Here is a 15,917-nt window from a genome sequence, read left to right on the forward strand (position 1 = left end):
CCTCAGGCGCCGGCCCGCTTCGGGGCGGGAGGTGCCGAGGCGCCCTCCGCCTGCTGTCCGGGAGGCGCGATCGGCGCAAGCTCAGGGGCGGCGGCCTCCGCCAGCGCGGGCGACGGCTTCTCCTCCGGCGGCACCTGTTCGGCACCGGCCACCGCCGATCCGGTGTCCGGGCCGGTGTCCGGGCCGGTCCGGACGGCACGGTCAAAGAAGCGCAGCAGCTCCACCGGCAGGGGCATGATCAAGGTGGAGTTCTTCTCCGCGGCGACCTCCACCACCGTCTGCAGCAGGCGCAACTGCAGCGCGCCGGGCGTCTGCGCCATGATGCCCGAGGCGTCGGCGAGCTTCTGGGCGGCCCGCAGTTCGCCGTCGGCCACGATCACCCGGGACCGGCGTTCCCGTTCGGCCTCGGCCTGGCGCGACATGGAGCGCTTCATGCTCTCCGGGAGCTGGACGTCCTTGATCTCGACCCGGTCGATGTGGACGCCCCAGCCGAGGGCGGGACTGTCGATCATCAGGGCGAGGCCCTTGTTCAGCTCCTCACGGTTGGTGAGCAGGTCGTCCAGCTCGCTCTTGCCGATGATCGAGCGCAGCGAGGTCTGCGCCACCTGCTCGACGGCGAACAGGTAGTCCTGTACCTCGATCGCGGCCCGCATCGGGTCCCGCACCCTGAAGTAGGCGACCGCGTCGACGCGGACGGAGACGTTGTCGCGGGTGATGCCCTCCTGTGTCGGAACGGGCATGGTGACGATCTGGACGTTGACCTTCCTCATGTGGTCGACGCCGGGCAGGAGAAGCCTGAGTCCGGGCTCCCTGATCTGCGGCTGGGCCCTGCCGAAGCGGAAGACGACGCCCCGCTCGACCTGGTTGACGACTCGGACGCCGGCGAGCGCCACCAGGAGGACGAGGAAGGCTACGACGGGAAGCACGATGTTGATGTCCATGGCGGTGTCCCTTCCCTTCCGAGCCTAGTTCGGGGAGCCCCCCGATGGGAGCTCAGACCCTGCGGGCGAGACGGCGGCCGAGGCGTTGCATGGGCAGCTCGACGAGGCGGTGGGTGAGCCCGACGACCGGCAGGAGCACCAGCAGGAAGACGGCGCCCGTGGCGAGCTGGTGCGGCAGGGGCGACCAGCGGCGCTCCCCCAGGATGTGGATCATCACCAGCAGGATCGGCAGGTGCACGAGGTAGAGCGAGTAGCTGACCACGCCGAGCCAGGCCAAGGGGCGCGGGATGCGGCGGCCGCGCAGCGCCAGGCCGGCGGCGAAGGTGGCGGCAGCGAGGGCCACCGTGCCGATCCACACGTCGGGCCGCACCCACCACCAGCCGGCGCTGATCGCCCACACCGGTGCGAGCGCCACGAGGAGGAGGGTGAGAGCCACCGGCCGCAGCGTGCCCGAGCCCCGCTCCCACCGGTGGATCGCGGTCCCGGTGAACATCACTGCCAGCATGGCCAGCCCGAACCACGGCACCCGGCTGCTCAGGACCAGCAGGGCGAGCGCCATCACCCCCAGCGCGCAGGAGGCGAGGGTGCGCAGCCGCCCGGCGAACACGCACCCCAGGCCGGCGGCGAACACCACGAGTGCGACCCAGGCCGGCCCGGCCCCCGACAGCGGAGCGGCGGACAGGGTCATGCCGGCGACGATCGCGGCCAGGCCGAACAGCACCGCGACCAGGCCACGGCGAGCGGCGCGGCCCGCGTGCGCGCCGGTGACGAAGAGGGCGGCGACCATCAGGTAGAAGGCCATCTCGTACGAGAGCGTCCACATGGTGTTGAGCACGCCGCCGACCCCCACCACGTCCAGCAGCATCGTGGCGTGCGCGGCGACCGCGTACGGGTCCCGCGGCACCTCCGGGCGTACCGGGATCCACGGCGACAGGGCCAGCACGAGCACGATGACGGCGAGGTAGAGCGGGTAGAGGCGGAAGAAACGGCCGATCCAGAAGGCCCGCACGTCGCCGCCCCGCTCCAGCGAGGTCGGGATGATGTACCCGCTCACCAGGAAGAACACGAGCACGCCGGACATGCCGAGGTTGATCTGGGTGGGTCTCAGCCAGGGCATGGCCCAGGTGAACAGGTGCTCGCCCACCACGGCCAGCGCGCCGATGCCGCGCAGCGCGTCGAGCCAGCCGAGCCTGTGGACGCCCGTCCGGTTCTCTACGGACGGTGAGCTCCGGGCAAGCGACATATGGTCAAACGTACCGAAGTGCTGGGCAGACTCCGTTCCGCGGATGGGAACCGGGGTAGTCGTGGCACCTGCCGCGCGTACGGGGAGGGGGACGAGATGACCGTGGTGCTCGGTCTGCTGGCCGTCTTCGTGCTGACCCTGGCCACCGGCTACTTCGTGGCCCAGGAGTTCGCCTACGTCAGCGCCGACCGCCTGGCCCTGTCCCAGCTCGCGGCCGAGGGCGACAGGAAGGCCGCGAAGGCGGTCCGGGTGATGGAACGGCTGTCCTTCATGCTGTCCGGGGCGCAGCTCGGCATCACCGTCACGGCGCTGGTGGTGGGGTTCATCGCCAAGCCCGCGCTGGCGGAGCTGATCGCGCCCGGCCTGCAGGCGCTCGGCGTGCCCGCGGGCCTGGTCGGCGGCATCGCGCTGGCCGCGGGCTTCATCGTGGCCACGGTGATCCAGATGGTGCTCGGGGAGCTGGCGCCGAAGAACTTCGCCCTGGCCAGGCCGGAGTCCCTGGCCCGCGCCCTGTCCGGCTCGACGCTCGGCTACCTGGCCGTCGCCGGTCTCGTCATCCGGCTGTTCGACGCCGCGGCCAACAAGCTGTTGCGCGCCGTCGGCATCGAACCCGTCGAGGAACTGCACCACGGCGCCACCCTGGAGGAGCTCGGCCACATCATCGGCGAGTCGGAGGCCCACGGCCACCTGCCCGGCAGCCAGGCCGACGTGCTGGAGCGGGCGCTGGCGTTCTCCGACCACACCGCCGGGGAGGTCATGGTGCCCCGGGTGGACGTGATCACGGTCAACGCCGGGGTCACGATCCCCGTCCTGGACGAGCTGATCGCCACATACGGCCACACCCACTACCCCGTGGTCGGCGACCGGCTCGACGACGTCACCGGCATCGTGAGCCTGCGGGAGCTGATCCGCGTGCCGCCGGACAAGGCCCACGACACGCGGGTCGGCGACATCGCGCGCGACGTCCTCGTGGTGCCGTTCTCCCTCTCGCTGCCCGACCTGGTCGAGCAGCTGCACGCCCGGGGCGAGGAGGTGGCGTGCGTGGTGGACGAGCACGGCGGCCTGGCCGGGCTGGTCACGTGGGAGGACGTTGCCGAGGAGCTGGTCGGCGAGATCGCCGACGAGAACGACCTGGCCGACGCCTCGATGCTGCGGCGGGGTGACGGCTGGGAGGTGGACGGCGGGCTGCGCATCGACGAGATCGCCCTGGCCACCGGCCTGGAGCTGCCCGACGAGGACGAGTACGACACGCTGGCCGGGCTGATCCTGCACCGGCTGGGCCGCTTCGCCGTACCGGGAGACGTCATCACCGAGGAGCTGCCGCCGTCGCTGGAGGACGGCGCGCACACCCACGTCCGGGTCGAGGTGCTCGCCATCGACCGCCACGTACCCGAGCGGGTCCGGCTGACGCCGGTGGTCCAGGAACGGACAGCCGCCGAGGACGGGGGCCCGTCGTCGTGAACCTGGCCACCGGGCTCGCCGTCACCCTCGCGTTGCTGGCCGGCAACGGGTTCTTCGTCGCCGCCGAGTTCGCGCTGGTCGCCGCCAAGCGGCACCGCCTGGAGCAGGCCGCCGCGCGGGGCAGCCGGGCCGCCGCGGCCGCGGTGTCCGGCATCAAGGAGCTGTCGCTGATGCTGGCCGGCGCCCAGCTCGGCATCACGCTGTGCTCGCTGGGCCTCGGCGTGGTCTCCGAACCCGTCATCGCCGGCACCCTCACTCCGCTGTTCCACACCCTCGGCCTGCCGACGGCCGCCGCGCACGCGGTGGCGTTCGTCATCGCGCTCGCCATCGTGACGTTCCTGCACATGGTGATCGGCGAGATGGCTCCCAAGTCGTGGGCCATCGCCCACCCCGAGCGTTCGGCGATCCTGCTGGCGCTGCCGTTCCGCGGCTTCACGGTGGTGGTCCGGCCGCTGCTGCGGCTGCTGAACGGCGCGAGCGACCTGCTGCTGCGGGCGTTCGGCGTCCGGCCCCGTGCCGACGACGCCAACCCGCGCACGCCCCAGCAGCTCCGGCACCTGGTCGAGGAGTCACGCCGGCTGGGCCTCATCGAGCCCGAGGACCACGGGGTGCTGAGCCGGGCCCTGCACGCCCCGACGACGGCCGTCGAGCCGCTCGTCGTCCCCAGGCAGGACATCGTCGGCGTCCCCGCGGACGCCTCCGTGCACGAGGTGGTGGACGTCTCGGCCCGGACGCGCCGGAACCGGCTCGTCGTCTGGGACGGCGACCGGCCGCTCGGGGCGCTGCACGTGCGTGACGCCTACCTGGCGCGCGCCCGCGGCGCCGCCCCCACGGCCGGCCGCCTCGCGCATCCGGTCCCGGCCGTGACCCCGGACACGCCGGTGTCCGACGCCGTCGCGACGCTCCGCGCGGCCCGCAGCCAGCTCGCCCTCGTCAGGGACGGCGACGGCGAGCTGCTCGGCCTGGTGAGCCTGGACGACCTGCTGACCACGCTGCTCGTGCCCGCGTAGGGCATGGCCGGCGGCCCAGGTGTGCGCGGGCCGGCAAGCTCCGGTCACGTGAGAGTGGGAGCCGTCACGAGCCCACCCGAGGGGGCCGTGCGGCGAGGCGCTGGCGGCGCAGTTGCTCGGCGAACTCCCGGGCCATGGCGAGCTGCTCGCGCAGCCTCTCGGCACGGTCGGCCACCGCCCGCTCGAACAGGTGCAGCCGGCCGAGAAGCGTGGGGTCGTCGTCGCCGGCCGCGATCCGGTCGGTGATGTCGAGCAGGTCGCGCATCTCCTCCAGGCTGAAGCCGAGCGGCTTCATGCGCTTGACCAGGGCGAGCCGGCCGATGTCGGTCTCGTTGTAGAGGCGGAAGCCGCCGGGCGTGCGCTCGGGGACGACCAGGCCGACCTCCTCGTAGTGCCGGATCGTCCGCAGCGACAGCCCGAGCCACTCGGCGACCTCGCCGATCTGCACCAGCCCTTCGGCCATCCCGGTCCTCCACCTCGTCTCAGCCGGCCCTCGCCTCCTCACCGGCGCTGAAGGCGTTCTGGTGACGATACCCCGCGACCGGGGCGGGCTTTCGCGGCTGGATGCCTGGCGGCGTCGCGCGCCCTCGCGGGTCGTGGCGGGGCGCGCTGGTGGGCCTGCAGCGGGTGAGCACGCGGCGAAGCGGAACCCGCCGGCAGGCCGTGATCAACCCTACTCTCACGAGAGGAGAGGATGGAAGTCCGGTCAGGCGCGCGACTCGCGGAAGCGCTTGTACACGTCGTGGGCGGTCACGGCCAGCACGCCCAGCGTGGCGACGGTGTAGAAGGCGTCCGGTGCCGCCAGGCCGTGCCGGAGGTCGGCCAGGAAGGCCGGGTTGAAGAACTGCCGGCTGTAGAAGATCCAGGCCATGGGCAGGGCGAACAGCGCACTCGCGGCGGCGTACGCGGCGACCAGCGGGGTGGTCCACCGGCCGGCGGCGATCCGGAACAGGCCGAGCACGACGAGGCCGGCCAGCCCGGCGAGGACGGGCCAGATCAAGCCCGACCACAGGGCCGGGTCGAGCAGCGGCAGCCGCTCACCGCCGTCGGCCACGTACGGCTGGGCGGTGTACTGCCAGATGATCAGTCCGAGCAGCAGCGCGTCCACGGCCAGGCCGCCGATCGCAGCGGTCCGGCTGCCCGTGCCGGCGACCTCGGGGAGGTCGTCGGGGGTCCAGGCGCGGGCGCCGCGGGTCGCGCCGCGCTTGCCGAACCGCTCGACCAGGGCGAAGACCAGGGTGAGCCAGGCGATGAGCTGGGCTCCGACGGTGAGCACCGTGCCGATGCCGGCGCCGATGATCGCCCCGAGGCCCACGCCGTCGAGGACGTCGGCCACCACCGTGATCACGGTGACGACGGGCAGCACGACGGACAGCACGACGGCGAGCAGCCGGATGTAGGCCGGGTAGAGGTCGGGCCCGATCAGCGCGAGCGGCCGGTCCGCGTAGCGGGCGGCGAGCCGGATCGGGTCGCCCATCTCGGTGAGCACGTCGCGCTCCGCCGCGCCCTGGACGGCCGGGTCGCGCGCCTCGATGGTGTCGGCGATCGTGGCGCGCAGCTCGTCGGCGACGTCGTCGCGCTGGTCGGCCGGGATCCGCCGGACGACCTCGTGCACGTAGCGCTCGGTCAGCGTGTTGGGGGTCATCTAGGCGTCCTTGGTCAGTCGTGAGATCGAGGTGACGACGTCCTGCCACTCGCGCACCAGGTGGGCGCGCACCCGGGAGCCCTCCGGGCTGACCCGGTAGAACTTCCGCGGGCGGGACTCGTCGGTGTTCCACTCGCTGGCGAGCAGCCCCTGCTTCTCCAGCCGGCGCAGCAACGGGTAGAGGGTGTTGCCGTCGACGGTGACCCCGGCGTGGTTGAGCGTCTCAAGGAGCGCGTAGCCGTACTGCGGCTCCTCAAGCAGGGCCAGGCAGGCCAGCACGACCGTGCCGCGGCGCAGCTCCTGGGCCTGGGTGAGGATCAGCTCTTCTGAGGTCACACGTCACACGATACTGTGCGGCACACACTAATGTCCACGACACCCCTTCGGTTGGTCGCTTTTGCGGTGGTGTGGTTGCTCTTGTCCGGTTACGGGCACGATGGCTGACTGGGGAAAGGAGCGCGCCATGACGTTCGCGATAGGCGGCGAGGCGACGGTCAACCGGCTCGGGTACGGCGCCATGCAGATCACCGGTCCCGGCGTCTGGGGGCCACCGCGGGACCACGACGAGGCGATCCGGGTGCTGCGGCGCGCGGTCGAGCTGGGCGTGGACTTCATCGACACCGCCGACTCCTACGGGCCGTACGTGTCGGAGGAGTTGATCAAGGAGGCGCTGCACCCGTACCCGGTCGGCCTGGTCATCGCCACGAAGGCGGGCCTGGTGCGCACCGGGCCGGACCAGTGGCTGCCGGTGGGCCGCCCCGAGTACCTGCGTCAGGAGGCCGAGATGAGCCTGCGCCGCCTGGGCGTGGAGCGCCTGGACCTGTGGCAGTTGCACCGCGTCGACCCCGCCGTGCCCCTCGCCGACCAGCTCGGCGTCTTCACCGAGCTGCAGAAGGAGGGCAAGGTCCGCCACATCGGCCTGTCGGAGGTGTCGGTCGAGGAGATCGAGCAGGCCCGCCGGCACGCCGAGATCGTCACCGTCCAGAACCTGTACAACCTCACCAACCGGCAGTCCGAGGCGGTGCTGGAGCACTGCGAGGCCGAGGGGATGGGGTTCATCCCCTGGTTCCCCATCGCCACCGGAGAGCTCGCCAGGCCCGGCGGCCCGCTGGACGCGCTGTCGCAGGAGACCGGCGCCACCCCCGCCCAGCTCGCGCTCGCGTGGCTGCTGCGCCGCTCCCCCGCCATGCTGCCCATCCCCGGCACGTCGTCGGTGGCCCACCTGGAGGAGAACATCGCCGCCGCCGACATCACGCTCACCGAGGAGCAGTACGCGGCCCTGTCACGGCTGGCCTGACCCGGACCGGCACGAGACCGGATCGGGCAGGGACCAACGGCCCTACGGGGCAGGGCAACCCGGCACTGCCCCGGGGCGCCGAGTGCGGGGGAAGCTGGGCGTAAGGCGTGAAGGGGTGAGGTCACAGGATGTGCAACTACTGCGGTTGCCGGGAGTTTCCGCTGATCGGGCGGCTGTCCGAGGAGCACGGGGAGATCGAGGAGCTCGCCGGCGCGCTGCGCAGGTCCGTCGCGGGCGGGCGGCACGGGGAGTCCCTGGCGCTGCTGGACGCGCTGGTGGCCAGGCTCGGCCCGCACACCGCCACCGAGGAGAGCGGGCTGTTCGCCGAGCTGCGCGCGGACGGGGCGCTCGCCGAGGAGGTGGACCGGCTGTGCGCCGAGCACGCCGACATCCACGGGGTGCTGCTCGCCGTCGACCGGGACACCCCGGACTGGCCCGCCGTGCTGGAGGCCCTGCGGCTGCTGCACCGGCACATCGACAAGGAGGAGCACGGCCTGTTCCCCGCGGCCGTCATCCTGCTGCCGCTGCCGGCCTGGGACCGGATCACCGCCGACCGCCCCCTGACGACGTAGGACCCCCTCCCCCGGACCGGGACCGGCGGGGGAGAAAGCGAGCCTGTTTCACTCTTCTATTACGAGAAATATCCGTAAATCCGATAGAAGTCCGCCGCAGTGGGGTTTTTCTCCGCCCCGGCCGTAAACCTTCATCACCGCTCGCCCGCCGCTTCCGATTCTCCCCCCGCCTCCCCTCCTACGCTGTCTCCGTCTTGAGGCGGCGGCGAGGGGATGACGGGTGCTGGGACTGCACGACTGCCTGACCGAGGTCATGGCCATACCGGGAGCGTTGGACGCGATGCTGCTGGACCAGACCAGCGGCATGGCGGTCGTGGCGAGCGGGGCGCCCGAGGGCGTCGACACCGAACGCTCGGCCGCCGCCCTGACCGAGACGCTCCGGGCGACCATGGACGGGCTGGCGCACTCGTGCCCCGGCGACACGGTCCGCATCGACGACATGCTCGTCACCACGGACCACGGGCACCACCTGCTCAGGCTGATGGAGACCGCCTTCGAGGGGCCGCTCGTCATCTACGTGCGGCTGGATCTGGACCGGTCGAACGTGGCCCTCGCGCGCTTCCGCCTGCAGGACCTGTCGACCCGGTTGCTGGCGTGACCCATGGCCGCACTCGACACGCTGTTGTCCGGTCTGGCCCGGGAGCACTCCACGGGGGCGCTCCGGGTCGGCCGGGCCGGGACGATCTTCCTCGACGAGGGCCGGGTGACGTACATGGAGTGCGCCCAGACGCCCGGCGTCGAGCGGATCCTCGCGGCGCGCGGCCGGATGCCGGAGGCGGCGCTGCGCCGCCTCCAGGCCGACGGCGGCAGCGAGCGGCTGCTCGCCGAGGGGCCCGTCACGCTGGGCGAGCTGCAGTACTGCGTGCTGGGCGCCGTCCTGGACGCCGCGTTCTTCCTGCTGCCGTCGTCGGGGACGCGGCCGAAGTTCCGTCCCGGGGAGCGGCACTGGCTGGGCGGGTGCTGGTACTTCGACGTGCGGGGCCTGGTGCGGGAGTGCGCGCGCCGCCGCGCCCACCTGGCGCGGATCTGGCCGTCGGCCGACGTGGACACCGCACCGGTACGGCCGGCCCCCCGGCTGGCCGGGCACGGCGTGACGCTCAGCCGGGTCCAGTGGGAGGTCGTCACCCACGCCGACCACGAGCTGACGCCGCTCGAACTCGCCCGGCGGCTGGGCCGGTCCGGCTACTCGGTCCTGCAGGCCGTACGGGAGCTGGCGGCGGCGGGGCTGCTGGTCCCGGTCCCGCCCGGGGAGGACCGTCCGGCGCTGCCGAAGCGCTCCCGGCAGGCGGCCCGCGCCAGGAGCGGTTCGGAGGCGGGCACGCGCGCCCGCCCCTACCAGGACTCCCAGCCGGGAGCCGCCCCCGGGCCGGGCGCCGGTTCGGAGTCCGCGGCGAGGGCGGACTCCGGACCCGGCGCCCGGTTCGTCGGGCCGGCCGTGACGGCGGATCCAGCGGACCTGGAGCTGCTGATGCGGCTGAAGAAGGCCCTGGAGGAACTGTCATGAGGTTCGCCCAGAGGTTGTCGCTGCGAAGGAGGCCGCCGGTGGAGCTCCGCGACGAGGTGCTGAAGGACGAGGTGCTGCGGGAGATGGTGCTCCTGCGCGAGCGCACCCCCGACATCACCGGCAGCGTCGCCTGCACGGTCGACGGGCTGCCCCTCGCCTGCGATCTGGCCGCGGGTGACGGCGACCGGACGGCCGCGCTGACGGCCGCGCTGGTCGCGATGAGCAGGCGCATGCTCTCCCTGTCCGGCAGGGGCGACCTCCAGGAGACGCTCATCTCGGGCACCGCCGGGTTCGCCGCGTTCTACACCGCGGGCCCCACGATCGTCCTCACAGTCCTGGCCCGGCCCGGCACGAACCTCGGGCTGCTCCGGCTGGAGGGGTACAAGACGGCGGCCGCCGTGGCCGTCATCGCAGCACGGATCCGATGATCCCCACAACAACGGAGGACAGCATGGCCAGCATGGACGTCTCCCTCAAGGAGATGATGACGATCGACGGCTCACTCGGGGCCGCCGTGGTGGACCACGGCAGCGGCATGACGCTGGGCGCGCTCGGCGGCTCCAAGGAACTCGACCTGCAGGTCGCGGGCGCCGGCAACACGGAGGTGGTCAAGGCCAAGCTGCGCACGATGGACTCGCTCGGGCTCAAGGACACGATCGAGGACGTCCTGATCACGCTCGGTACGCAGTACCACATCATCCGGCCGATCAGCGGGCGCGGCGGCAAGGGCCTGTTCCTCTACCTGGCGCTCGACCGGAGCCGGGCCAACCTGGCGCTGGCCCGCCACCAGCTCCGCTCCATCGAGGAGAAGCTGGACGTCTAGCGGGCGCGCGGGGGCGCCACCGTACGGGTGACGCCCCGGCGCTCCCCCGGACCCACGACCCCTCGCTCGCTCAGGCCTGGAACAGCGTGAACAGCCCGGCTGCCACGAGGGCGACCGCCCACATGCGGTCCACGTTGAACCAGGCCCGGCGCAGCACGGTCAGGCCGGCCACCTCGTAGACGATGACCGCCACCACGCCCGCCACCACGACCATCCCCACCGTGTGCAGGGCCGCGACGCCCAGCCCGGCCGTGACCGACCGGGCGGCGTGCGCCAGGTGGCCGGCGTGTTCGGCCGACTCGGCGGGACGCAGTCCGGTGAACACCGGGATCAGCATGAGCCCGGCGCCGTGGGCCGACGACATGAGGAACGACCAGCCCGCCAGTTGCGGCAGGGACAGCCGCATGCCCACCCACCGGAAGTGCCGCTTCGACAGCAGCCGCCACAGCCCGAACCCCACGAGCACCACCCCTCCGGCGATCGACAGCACGGTGGCGGTGGTGAGCGAGCCGGTGACGCCCACCACGACCGCGACCAGCCCGACCGACGCCAGGTGCCCGGCCGCGATGGCGGGCAGGGACGCGAGCAGCAGGTCCCGGCTGCGCTCCTGCAGGCCGCGGGCGACCGCGAACAGCCAGCCCATCGCCGGGTTGAGGCCGTGGAAGGCGCCCAGCAACAGGGCCGTGGCGACCGTCATGGATAGCAGTAGGAGTCGGACGACGCGTCGCCGCCCTGCAGCCGAACCTGGTGCGGGCGCAGACCGCGGAAGTCGTCGCCGTGCGGGAAGAAGCGCTTGTCGAGGGTGAACGACTCGGTGTCGATCTTGGCCAGCCACGCCCCGACACCCTCGGGGTAGAACTGGTCGTCCCAGGCGCCGTACAGGGAGTTGCTCACGTAGACGCGCCGGCCGTCCCTGCTCACCTCGACCATCTGGGGCCCGCCGCGCAGCCGTCCGCCGTCGGCGGGGTGCGGTGTGCCGCGCACGATGCCGCCGAGGCGCACGGAGCCGATCTCCACGGGTTTGAACGGGTCGCTCACGTCGAACTGCTTGAGCTCGCCGGTCCCCCAGCAGGAGACGTAGAGCCGCTGGTCGTCCACGGACAGGTCGATGTCCGTGACCAGGGGCGGCACCGCGCCGAACGGCTTGAGCAGGTCCGGCAGGTCCGCGGGGTCGGCCGGTTCGGCGGGGATGTCGATGACCTTGCTCACCTGCCAGCGGCCGTTCTCCTGGAACCAGGTCCAGACCGAGGCCGACAGGTCCTCGACGCTGATGACGACGCCGACGAAGCCGTAGGTCTGGGTGGGGTCGTGGGCCGGGCGGAGTTCGAGCGGCATCTGGTACTGGTCGCCGAGGTCCACTTCCTGCAGGTGGCGGCGCTTGCGCAGGTCCCAGAAGTGCAGCCGGTGGCCGTACTTGCGGCCGAGCAGCAGCTCGCCCACGAGACCGTTCTCGATCATGGACGGGGTGCCCCACTCGGAGGTGATCAGCACATCGTGGTTGATGTGCCACCAGAAGTCGTAGGCGAAGTACTGCGGGCCCCGGTCCATCTCCCATCGGCCGAGCACCTCGAACGACTGGTGGTCGAGGATGGCGATCCCGCCGGGGCCGTCCTCGCCGTTCGCACCGCCGAGCGCCGAGACGTACAGGCCCTCCGGGCCGCAGTGCACGGTGTGCGGGCGGGAGTAGCCGGCCCGCCGGGCCAGCTCCTCGGCCTCGACCACCTTGACGATCTCCGGGCTGACCCGGTCCTTGGTGTCGAGGATGTGGATGCGCGAGGACCGGATGCCGGGCACGACGAGGTAGCGGCGCTCGACGTGGGGATGCGGGGCGTACGGGCACAGGGCGCTGCTGCAGGCGTTCCAGCCGAAGTGGTGGAGCTCGTCCCCCTTGGTGGGCAGCTCGGTCCAGCCGACCACTCCGCCGTAGCCGGACGAGGCGGGGTCGGTGTCCAGGACGGCTATCGCGTCGGGCCTGGCTGCCTGGCGGTCGAACGCGACGACGTAGGCGTACCGCTCGTCCGGCGCGGCGGCGGCGTCGCGCGGAGAGGCGTAGAACGTGGGATCCGGTGTCCAGAGAGCCATCTTTCCATCGTTTCCTGACTGCCCACCCAGTCAAGATGTAAAGGACATTCGGGGGCGAACTATGACGTATTCGCGGGGGCGAGAAGAGCTGACGCGGAGCTAACACCCGACCTGTCAAGATCCACGGTGATCGGCCAGTCAAACCCATCCGCAGCAATCGAAAGAGGGTCACATGAGACGTGCGCTATCTGCCGCCATCATCGCGTTGGCGGCATTCGGGGGCACAGCCGCGATGTCCGCTCCGGCGTTCGCCGCGAGCACCTCCGGTGACGAACCCATCGTCATCACGAGCGACCAGCTGACCCCCCGCGAGTGCCGCGACCTCGTCGTGTACGAGGACGGCGAACGCCGCGTCGTCCATCACAGGGCCGGCCACGACGACTGCCGGCCGTACCGGAAGGTGCGGTGCGGGACCGAACTGGTCGATCACCGCACGGCCGGCCGCTGGGAGGTCCGCTTCCGTGACCGGAACGGCGTCGTGCACACGCGCGCCTTCCGGCACCGGGCCGACGCCGACCGTTTCGTGGTGCGGAACGTGCGGGTCGCCAAGAAGGACAGGCACGTCGTCAGGTGGGTCGGCTGCTCGCACCGCTGACGCACGGACCGGGGCGCCCTCGGGAGCGGGGCGCCCCGGGTCGAACTCAGGGTCGAGCTCAAATCCGCGGTCAGCGGCGGGCCGAGCGCCTGCGGCGGGCCAGGACGAGACCCGCCGCGACTCCCGCCGCCGCCAGGGCCGCCAGGCCGAGGAGCAGCGGGCCGTCGGGCGAGGTGCCGGCCGCGAGCCGCGGGGTGGGGCCGGGCGACCAGGTGAGGGGCGGATGGGTCGGCGGGCGGCGCGGGGAGCCGAGCGCGGCCAGCAGGGCACGGGTGACCGGTTCGGCGCCGTCCGCCCCGTCGGTCCGCAGCGGCCGGTCACCGGCCGCGACGGTCAGGTTGCCCGAACAGCTGGAGGTGGTCAGCGCCTCCCCCTCGGCGTGGGCGAAGATCAGGTAGCGCTCGCCCGTCCGGAACGGGAACCCGCAGGCCGGCCCCTGCACCCGGCTGGACACCTCGGCCGACAGCGCGATCTCGCCCTTGTAGACCTGGTCGGCACGCAGGGTCGCCGTGACCTTCCCGCCGTCCTCCACCGGCTCGACCAGCCGCACCTCGGTGACCGTGCCGGTGAAGACGGCCGCCGCCCCGGCCACCCGCTGCTTCGGGGTGAGCCGCGCGCAGGAGCAGGCCGCCGCCGGGCCGCCGGCGATGACCAGCGTGCCCGCCAGCAGCGCGAGCACGAAGAGGATGCGTGACGTCATGCCCTCCACACGTGCGCTGCGCCGAGGTGGTTCAGGGGTGGCGTGTGACGATGGGGAGGTGACGGACACGATGACGGCGTGGGTCGTGCGGCGGCCCGGTCCGATGGCGGCGCGGCCGCTGGAGCGGGTCCGGCTGCCCGTGCCCGAACCCGGTCCCGGCGAGGTGCTGATCCGGGTCGAGGTGTGCGCCGTCTGCCGCACCGACCTGCACCTGGCCGAGGGCGACCTGACCCCGCGGCGGCCGCGTACCGTGCCCGGCCACGAGGTGGTCGGGCGGGTCGCCGCCCGCGGCCCCGGAGCCGGACGGCTCGCCGAGGGCGGCCGGGTGGGCGTGGCGTGGCTGCGGTCCACCTGCGGCGCCTGCCGCTACTGCGTACGCGGCGCCGAGAACCTGTGCCCGTACTCCCACTACACCGGCTGGGACACCGACGGCGGCTACGCCGAGTACCTGACCGCGCCGGAGGACTTCGTCTACCCGCTGCCCGAGGACCGGCCGGCCGAGAGGCTCGCCCCCCTGCTGTGCGCGGGCATCATCGGCTACCGGGCGCTGCTGCGGGCCGAGCTGCCGCCGGGCGGCCGGCTGGGCGTGTACGGGTTCGGGGCGTCGGCCCACCTCACCGCGCAGGTGGCCATCGCCCAGGGCGCCACCGTGCACGTGCTGACCCGGGCCGCCGAGGCGCGGCGGCTCGCGCTGGAACTGGGCGCCGCCTCGGCGGGCGACGCGTACGGCGCGCCGCCGGAGCCGCTGGACGCGGCCATCCTGTTCGCGCCGGTGGGCGACCTGGTGCCGGTGGCGCTGGCGGCCCTGGACCGGGGCGGCACGCTGGCCGTCGCCGGCATCCACCTCACCGACATCCCGTCGCTGAACTACCAGGAGCACCTGTTCCAGGAACGCACGCTGCGCAGCGTCACCGCCAACACCCGGGCCGACGGCGTGGCCCTGCTGGCGCACGCCGCCCGCCACCCGGTGCGGGTGGCGACCACACCGTACGGGCTGGACGACGCGGACCGGGCGCTGGCCGACCTGGCCGCCGACCGCGTCACCGGCGCGGCCGTCCTCCACGTGGGCGGCTGAGCCATGAGCGGGTGACCCATGAGCGGGTGAGACCTCACTCCCGGGCGCCGGTGTCGGCGGGGACGACGGCGACCGGGCACGCGGCGTGCTCCGTCATCGCCCGGACGACCGTGCCCAGGTGGCCGCGGTGCCGGGCGCGGTCGGCACCGACCACCAGCAGGCTCGCCTCGGCCGAGGCCGCCCGCAGGGCCTCCTTGGCCGTGGCGAGCACCGCGCGGGCCTCGGCCGGCACCTCCGGATACCTGTCCCGCCAGCGGGCCAGACGCTCATCCATCCGGTCCCGGGCGGCGCCCGTGACGGTGTCGAGGTCGGGGATGGGCGCCATCGGCACGCCCCACGCCAGGGCGGGCGGGCGGATGGCGTGCACGGCCATCAGCGGCAGCCGCCGCAGCGCCGCCTCGCCGAAGGCGAAGTCGAGCGCCTCGTCCGGCGTGTCCGGGCCGAGCCCGAGCACGACGGGACCGGGTTCGGCCGCGGCCGGGAGGGGACCGGCCCCGCGAACGATGATCACCGGCGCGTGGGAGTCGGCCGCCGCGTAACCGGCGACGGAGCCCATCACGGACCTGGCCAGGGCGCCGAGCCCGCGCGAGCCGACGACGACGAGCGCCGCGCCGGACGAGAGCTGGACCAGCCGGTCGGCGGGCGAGCCCTCGTACAGGTCGGTGACGATGTCACGGACGGAGCTGGAGGCGCGCGCGCAGTCGGCGCCGTGGCCCAGCACGTGCTCGGCCGCCTTGCGCAGGTGGAGTTTGGCCTCCTCGGGCGCCTCGCCGTACGGCCAGCGCCAGGCGTGCGTGATCGTCAGCGGCAGCTCCCGCAGCTCGCACTCGTCCATCGCCCAGTCGAGGGCCTGCATGGCGAAGTGCGAGCCGTCGTAGCCGACGACGACTGTCTGCTGCTCGGTCATTGTCCTCACCTCACCCCCAGGATCACCCGGTCCGAGGAGCGGCCGCCAGGGCTGAACGTCCC

General features: G+C 72.9%; 19 protein-coding genes. 10 read left to right on the plus strand and 9 right to left on the minus strand.

All coding sequences use genetic code 11. The features are described from left to right. Positions 1-2 precede the first annotated feature (2 nt). The gene (locus tag FHU36_RS11860) at positions 3-941 is read right to left on the minus strand and encodes a slipin family protein (protein ID WP_185083766.1); all 939 of its coding nucleotides are present in this window, start codon (positions 939-941) and stop codon (positions 3-5) included. Positions 942-993: 52 nt separating this feature from the next. Then, a complete protein-coding gene (locus tag FHU36_RS11865; protein WP_185083767.1) occupies positions 994-2,184 on the minus strand; it encodes an acyltransferase family protein in 1,191 nt (396 codons plus the stop codon). A gap of 96 nt (positions 2,185-2,280) precedes the next feature. Here FHU36_RS11865 and FHU36_RS11870 point away from each other — a divergent pair, with 96 nt between their 5' ends. Together FHU36_RS11870 and FHU36_RS11875 are read left to right on the plus strand one after the other, a co-directional pair. Continuing rightward, positions 2,281-3,645 (plus strand): hemolysin family protein, encoded by a 1,365-nt coding sequence (locus FHU36_RS11870; protein WP_185083768.1) that lies wholly within the window; start codon positions 2,281-2,283, stop codon positions 3,643-3,645. Beyond that, complete coding sequence (locus FHU36_RS11875) at positions 3,642-4,655, plus strand: hemolysin family protein (RefSeq protein ID WP_185083769.1); 1,014 nt, start codon at positions 3,642-3,644, stop codon at positions 4,653-4,655. Before FHU36_RS11870 ends, FHU36_RS11875 begins: the two co-directional genes overlap by 4 nt. Positions 4,656-4,719: 64 nt before the next feature. On the opposite strand, the gene FHU36_RS11880 is transcribed toward FHU36_RS11875, so the two are convergent. The 3 genes from FHU36_RS11880 to FHU36_RS11890 form a co-directional block, all read right to left on the minus strand. Next, positions 4,720-5,118, minus strand: a complete 399-nt coding sequence (locus FHU36_RS11880) for a MerR family transcriptional regulator (protein ID WP_185083770.1) — start codon at positions 5,116-5,118, stop codon at positions 4,720-4,722. 243 nt (positions 5,119-5,361) lie between these two features. Beyond that, the gene (locus FHU36_RS11885) at positions 5,362-6,300 is read right to left on the minus strand and encodes an HAAS signaling domain-containing protein (RefSeq protein WP_185083771.1); all 939 of its coding nucleotides are present in this window, start codon (positions 6,298-6,300) and stop codon (positions 5,362-5,364) included. Beyond that, positions 6,301-6,636: a PadR family transcriptional regulator gene (locus FHU36_RS11890; protein WP_185083772.1), complete on the minus strand. Its 336-nt coding sequence runs from the start codon at positions 6,634-6,636 to the stop codon at positions 6,301-6,303. It abuts the gene before it with no gap. Between the two features lie 127 nt (positions 6,637-6,763). On the opposite strand from FHU36_RS11890, the gene FHU36_RS11895 reads away from it, so the two are divergent. The 6 genes from FHU36_RS11895 (at position 6,764) to FHU36_RS11920 (ending at position 10,496) form a co-directional block, all read left to right on the plus strand. Next, complete coding sequence (locus tag FHU36_RS11895; protein WP_246502023.1) at positions 6,764-7,597, plus strand: aldo/keto reductase; 834 nt, start codon at positions 6,764-6,766, stop codon at positions 7,595-7,597. Between the two features lie 128 nt (positions 7,598-7,725). Next, a complete protein-coding gene (locus FHU36_RS11900) occupies positions 7,726-8,169 on the plus strand; it encodes a hemerythrin domain-containing protein (RefSeq protein WP_185083774.1) in 444 nt (147 codons plus the stop codon). A gap of 220 nt (positions 8,170-8,389) precedes the next feature. Continuing rightward, complete coding sequence (locus tag FHU36_RS11905) at positions 8,390-8,767, plus strand: roadblock/LC7 domain-containing protein (protein WP_185083775.1); 378 nt, start codon at positions 8,390-8,392, stop codon at positions 8,765-8,767. A gap of 3 nt (positions 8,768-8,770) precedes the next feature. Further along, entirely contained in the window at positions 8,771-9,673 is a 903-nt protein-coding gene (locus FHU36_RS11910; protein WP_185083776.1) for a MarR family transcriptional regulator, read from the plus strand. Next, a complete protein-coding gene (locus tag FHU36_RS11915) occupies positions 9,670-10,101 on the plus strand; it encodes a roadblock/LC7 domain-containing protein (protein ID WP_185083777.1) in 432 nt (143 codons plus the stop codon). The genes FHU36_RS11910 and FHU36_RS11915 overlap by 4 nt, the downstream gene beginning before the upstream one ends. Positions 10,102-10,124: 23 nt before the next feature. Next, complete coding sequence (locus FHU36_RS11920) at positions 10,125-10,496, plus strand: hypothetical protein (RefSeq protein ID WP_185083778.1); 372 nt, start codon at positions 10,125-10,127, stop codon at positions 10,494-10,496. 70 nt (positions 10,497-10,566) lie between these two features. Here the strand turns inward: FHU36_RS11920 and FHU36_RS11925 are convergent, their stop codons facing one another. Both FHU36_RS11925 and FHU36_RS11930 read right to left on the minus strand, forming a co-directional pair. Continuing rightward, a complete protein-coding gene (locus FHU36_RS11925; protein ID WP_185083779.1) occupies positions 10,567-11,193 on the minus strand; it encodes a hypothetical protein in 627 nt (208 codons plus the stop codon). Then, positions 11,190-12,578 carry a selenium-binding protein SBP56-related protein gene (locus tag FHU36_RS11930; protein WP_185083780.1) on the minus strand — a complete coding sequence of 463 codons (1,389 nt, stop codon included), beginning with the start codon at positions 12,576-12,578 and terminating at the stop codon, positions 11,190-11,192. Before FHU36_RS11930 ends, FHU36_RS11925 begins: the two co-directional genes overlap by 4 nt. Positions 12,579-12,750: 172 nt before the next feature. Here FHU36_RS11930 and FHU36_RS11935 point away from each other — a divergent pair, with 172 nt between their 5' ends. Then, on the plus strand, positions 12,751-13,173 hold the full coding sequence (locus FHU36_RS11935; protein ID WP_185083781.1) for a hypothetical protein: 423 nt from the start codon (positions 12,751-12,753) through the stop codon (positions 13,171-13,173). Positions 13,174-13,243: 70 nt separating this feature from the next. On the opposite strand, the gene FHU36_RS11940 is transcribed toward FHU36_RS11935, so the two are convergent. After that, entirely contained in the window at positions 13,244-13,873 is a 630-nt protein-coding gene (locus tag FHU36_RS11940) for a hypothetical protein (RefSeq protein WP_185083782.1), read from the minus strand. Positions 13,874-13,931: 58 nt separating this feature from the next. On the opposite strand from FHU36_RS11940, the gene FHU36_RS11945 reads away from it, so the two are divergent. Continuing rightward, the gene (locus FHU36_RS11945; protein WP_376774127.1) at positions 13,932-14,948 is read left to right on the plus strand and encodes a zinc-dependent alcohol dehydrogenase family protein; all 1,017 of its coding nucleotides are present in this window, start codon (positions 13,932-13,934) and stop codon (positions 14,946-14,948) included. Positions 14,949-14,982: 34 nt separating this feature from the next. Here the strand turns inward: FHU36_RS11945 and FHU36_RS11950 are convergent, their stop codons facing one another. Next, positions 14,983-15,855 carry a universal stress protein gene (locus FHU36_RS11950; RefSeq protein WP_185083783.1) on the minus strand — a complete coding sequence of 291 codons (873 nt, stop codon included), beginning with the start codon at positions 15,853-15,855 and terminating at the stop codon, positions 14,983-14,985. Positions 15,856-15,917 lie beyond the last annotated feature (62 nt).

Origin of the sequence: Nonomuraea muscovyensis (assembly GCF_014207745.1) — a bacterium.
Lineage (GTDB): Bacteria > Actinomycetota > Actinomycetes > Streptosporangiales > Streptosporangiaceae > Nonomuraea > Nonomuraea muscovyensis.

Bases quoted from the DNA above. Each gene is read 5' to 3' on its own strand.
- FHU36_RS11885 (WP_185083771.1), bottom strand. From the start codon at position 6,300: ATGACCCCCAACACGCTGACCGAGCGCTACGTGCACGAGGTCGTCCGG.
- FHU36_RS11915 (WP_185083777.1), top strand. From the start codon at position 9,670: ATGAGGTTCGCCCAGAGGTTGTCGCTGCGAAGGAGGCCGCCGGTGGAG.
- FHU36_RS11895 (WP_246502023.1), top strand. From the start codon at position 6,764: ATGACGTTCGCGATAGGCGGCGAGGCGACGGTCAACCGGCTCGGGTAC.
- FHU36_RS11870 (WP_185083768.1), top strand. From the start codon at position 2,281: ATGACCGTGGTGCTCGGTCTGCTGGCCGTCTTCGTGCTGACCCTGGCC.
- FHU36_RS11860 (WP_185083766.1), bottom strand. From the start codon at position 941: ATGGACATCAACATCGTGCTTCCCGTCGTAGCCTTCCTCGTCCTCCTG.
- FHU36_RS11940 (WP_185083782.1), bottom strand. From the start codon at position 13,873: ATGACGTCACGCATCCTCTTCGTGCTCGCGCTGCTGGCGGGCACGCTG.
- FHU36_RS11925 (WP_185083779.1), bottom strand. From the start codon at position 11,193: ATGACGGTCGCCACGGCCCTGTTGCTGGGCGCCTTCCACGGCCTCAAC.
- FHU36_RS11930 (WP_185083780.1), bottom strand. From the start codon at position 12,578: ATGGCTCTCTGGACACCGGATCCCACGTTCTACGCCTCTCCGCGCGAC.
- FHU36_RS11900 (WP_185083774.1), top strand. From the start codon at position 7,726: ATGTGCAACTACTGCGGTTGCCGGGAGTTTCCGCTGATCGGGCGGCTG.
- FHU36_RS11935 (WP_185083781.1), top strand. From the start codon at position 12,751: ATGAGACGTGCGCTATCTGCCGCCATCATCGCGTTGGCGGCATTCGGG.
- FHU36_RS11865 (WP_185083767.1), bottom strand. From the start codon at position 2,184: ATGTCGCTTGCCCGGAGCTCACCGTCCGTAGAGAACCGGACGGGCGTC.
- FHU36_RS11950 (WP_185083783.1), bottom strand. From the start codon at position 15,855: ATGACCGAGCAGCAGACAGTCGTCGTCGGCTACGACGGCTCGCACTTC.
- FHU36_RS11920 (WP_185083778.1), top strand. From the start codon at position 10,125: ATGGCCAGCATGGACGTCTCCCTCAAGGAGATGATGACGATCGACGGC.
- FHU36_RS11880 (WP_185083770.1), bottom strand. From the start codon at position 5,118: ATGGCCGAAGGGCTGGTGCAGATCGGCGAGGTCGCCGAGTGGCTCGGG.
- FHU36_RS11910 (WP_185083776.1), top strand. From the start codon at position 8,771: ATGGCCGCACTCGACACGCTGTTGTCCGGTCTGGCCCGGGAGCACTCC.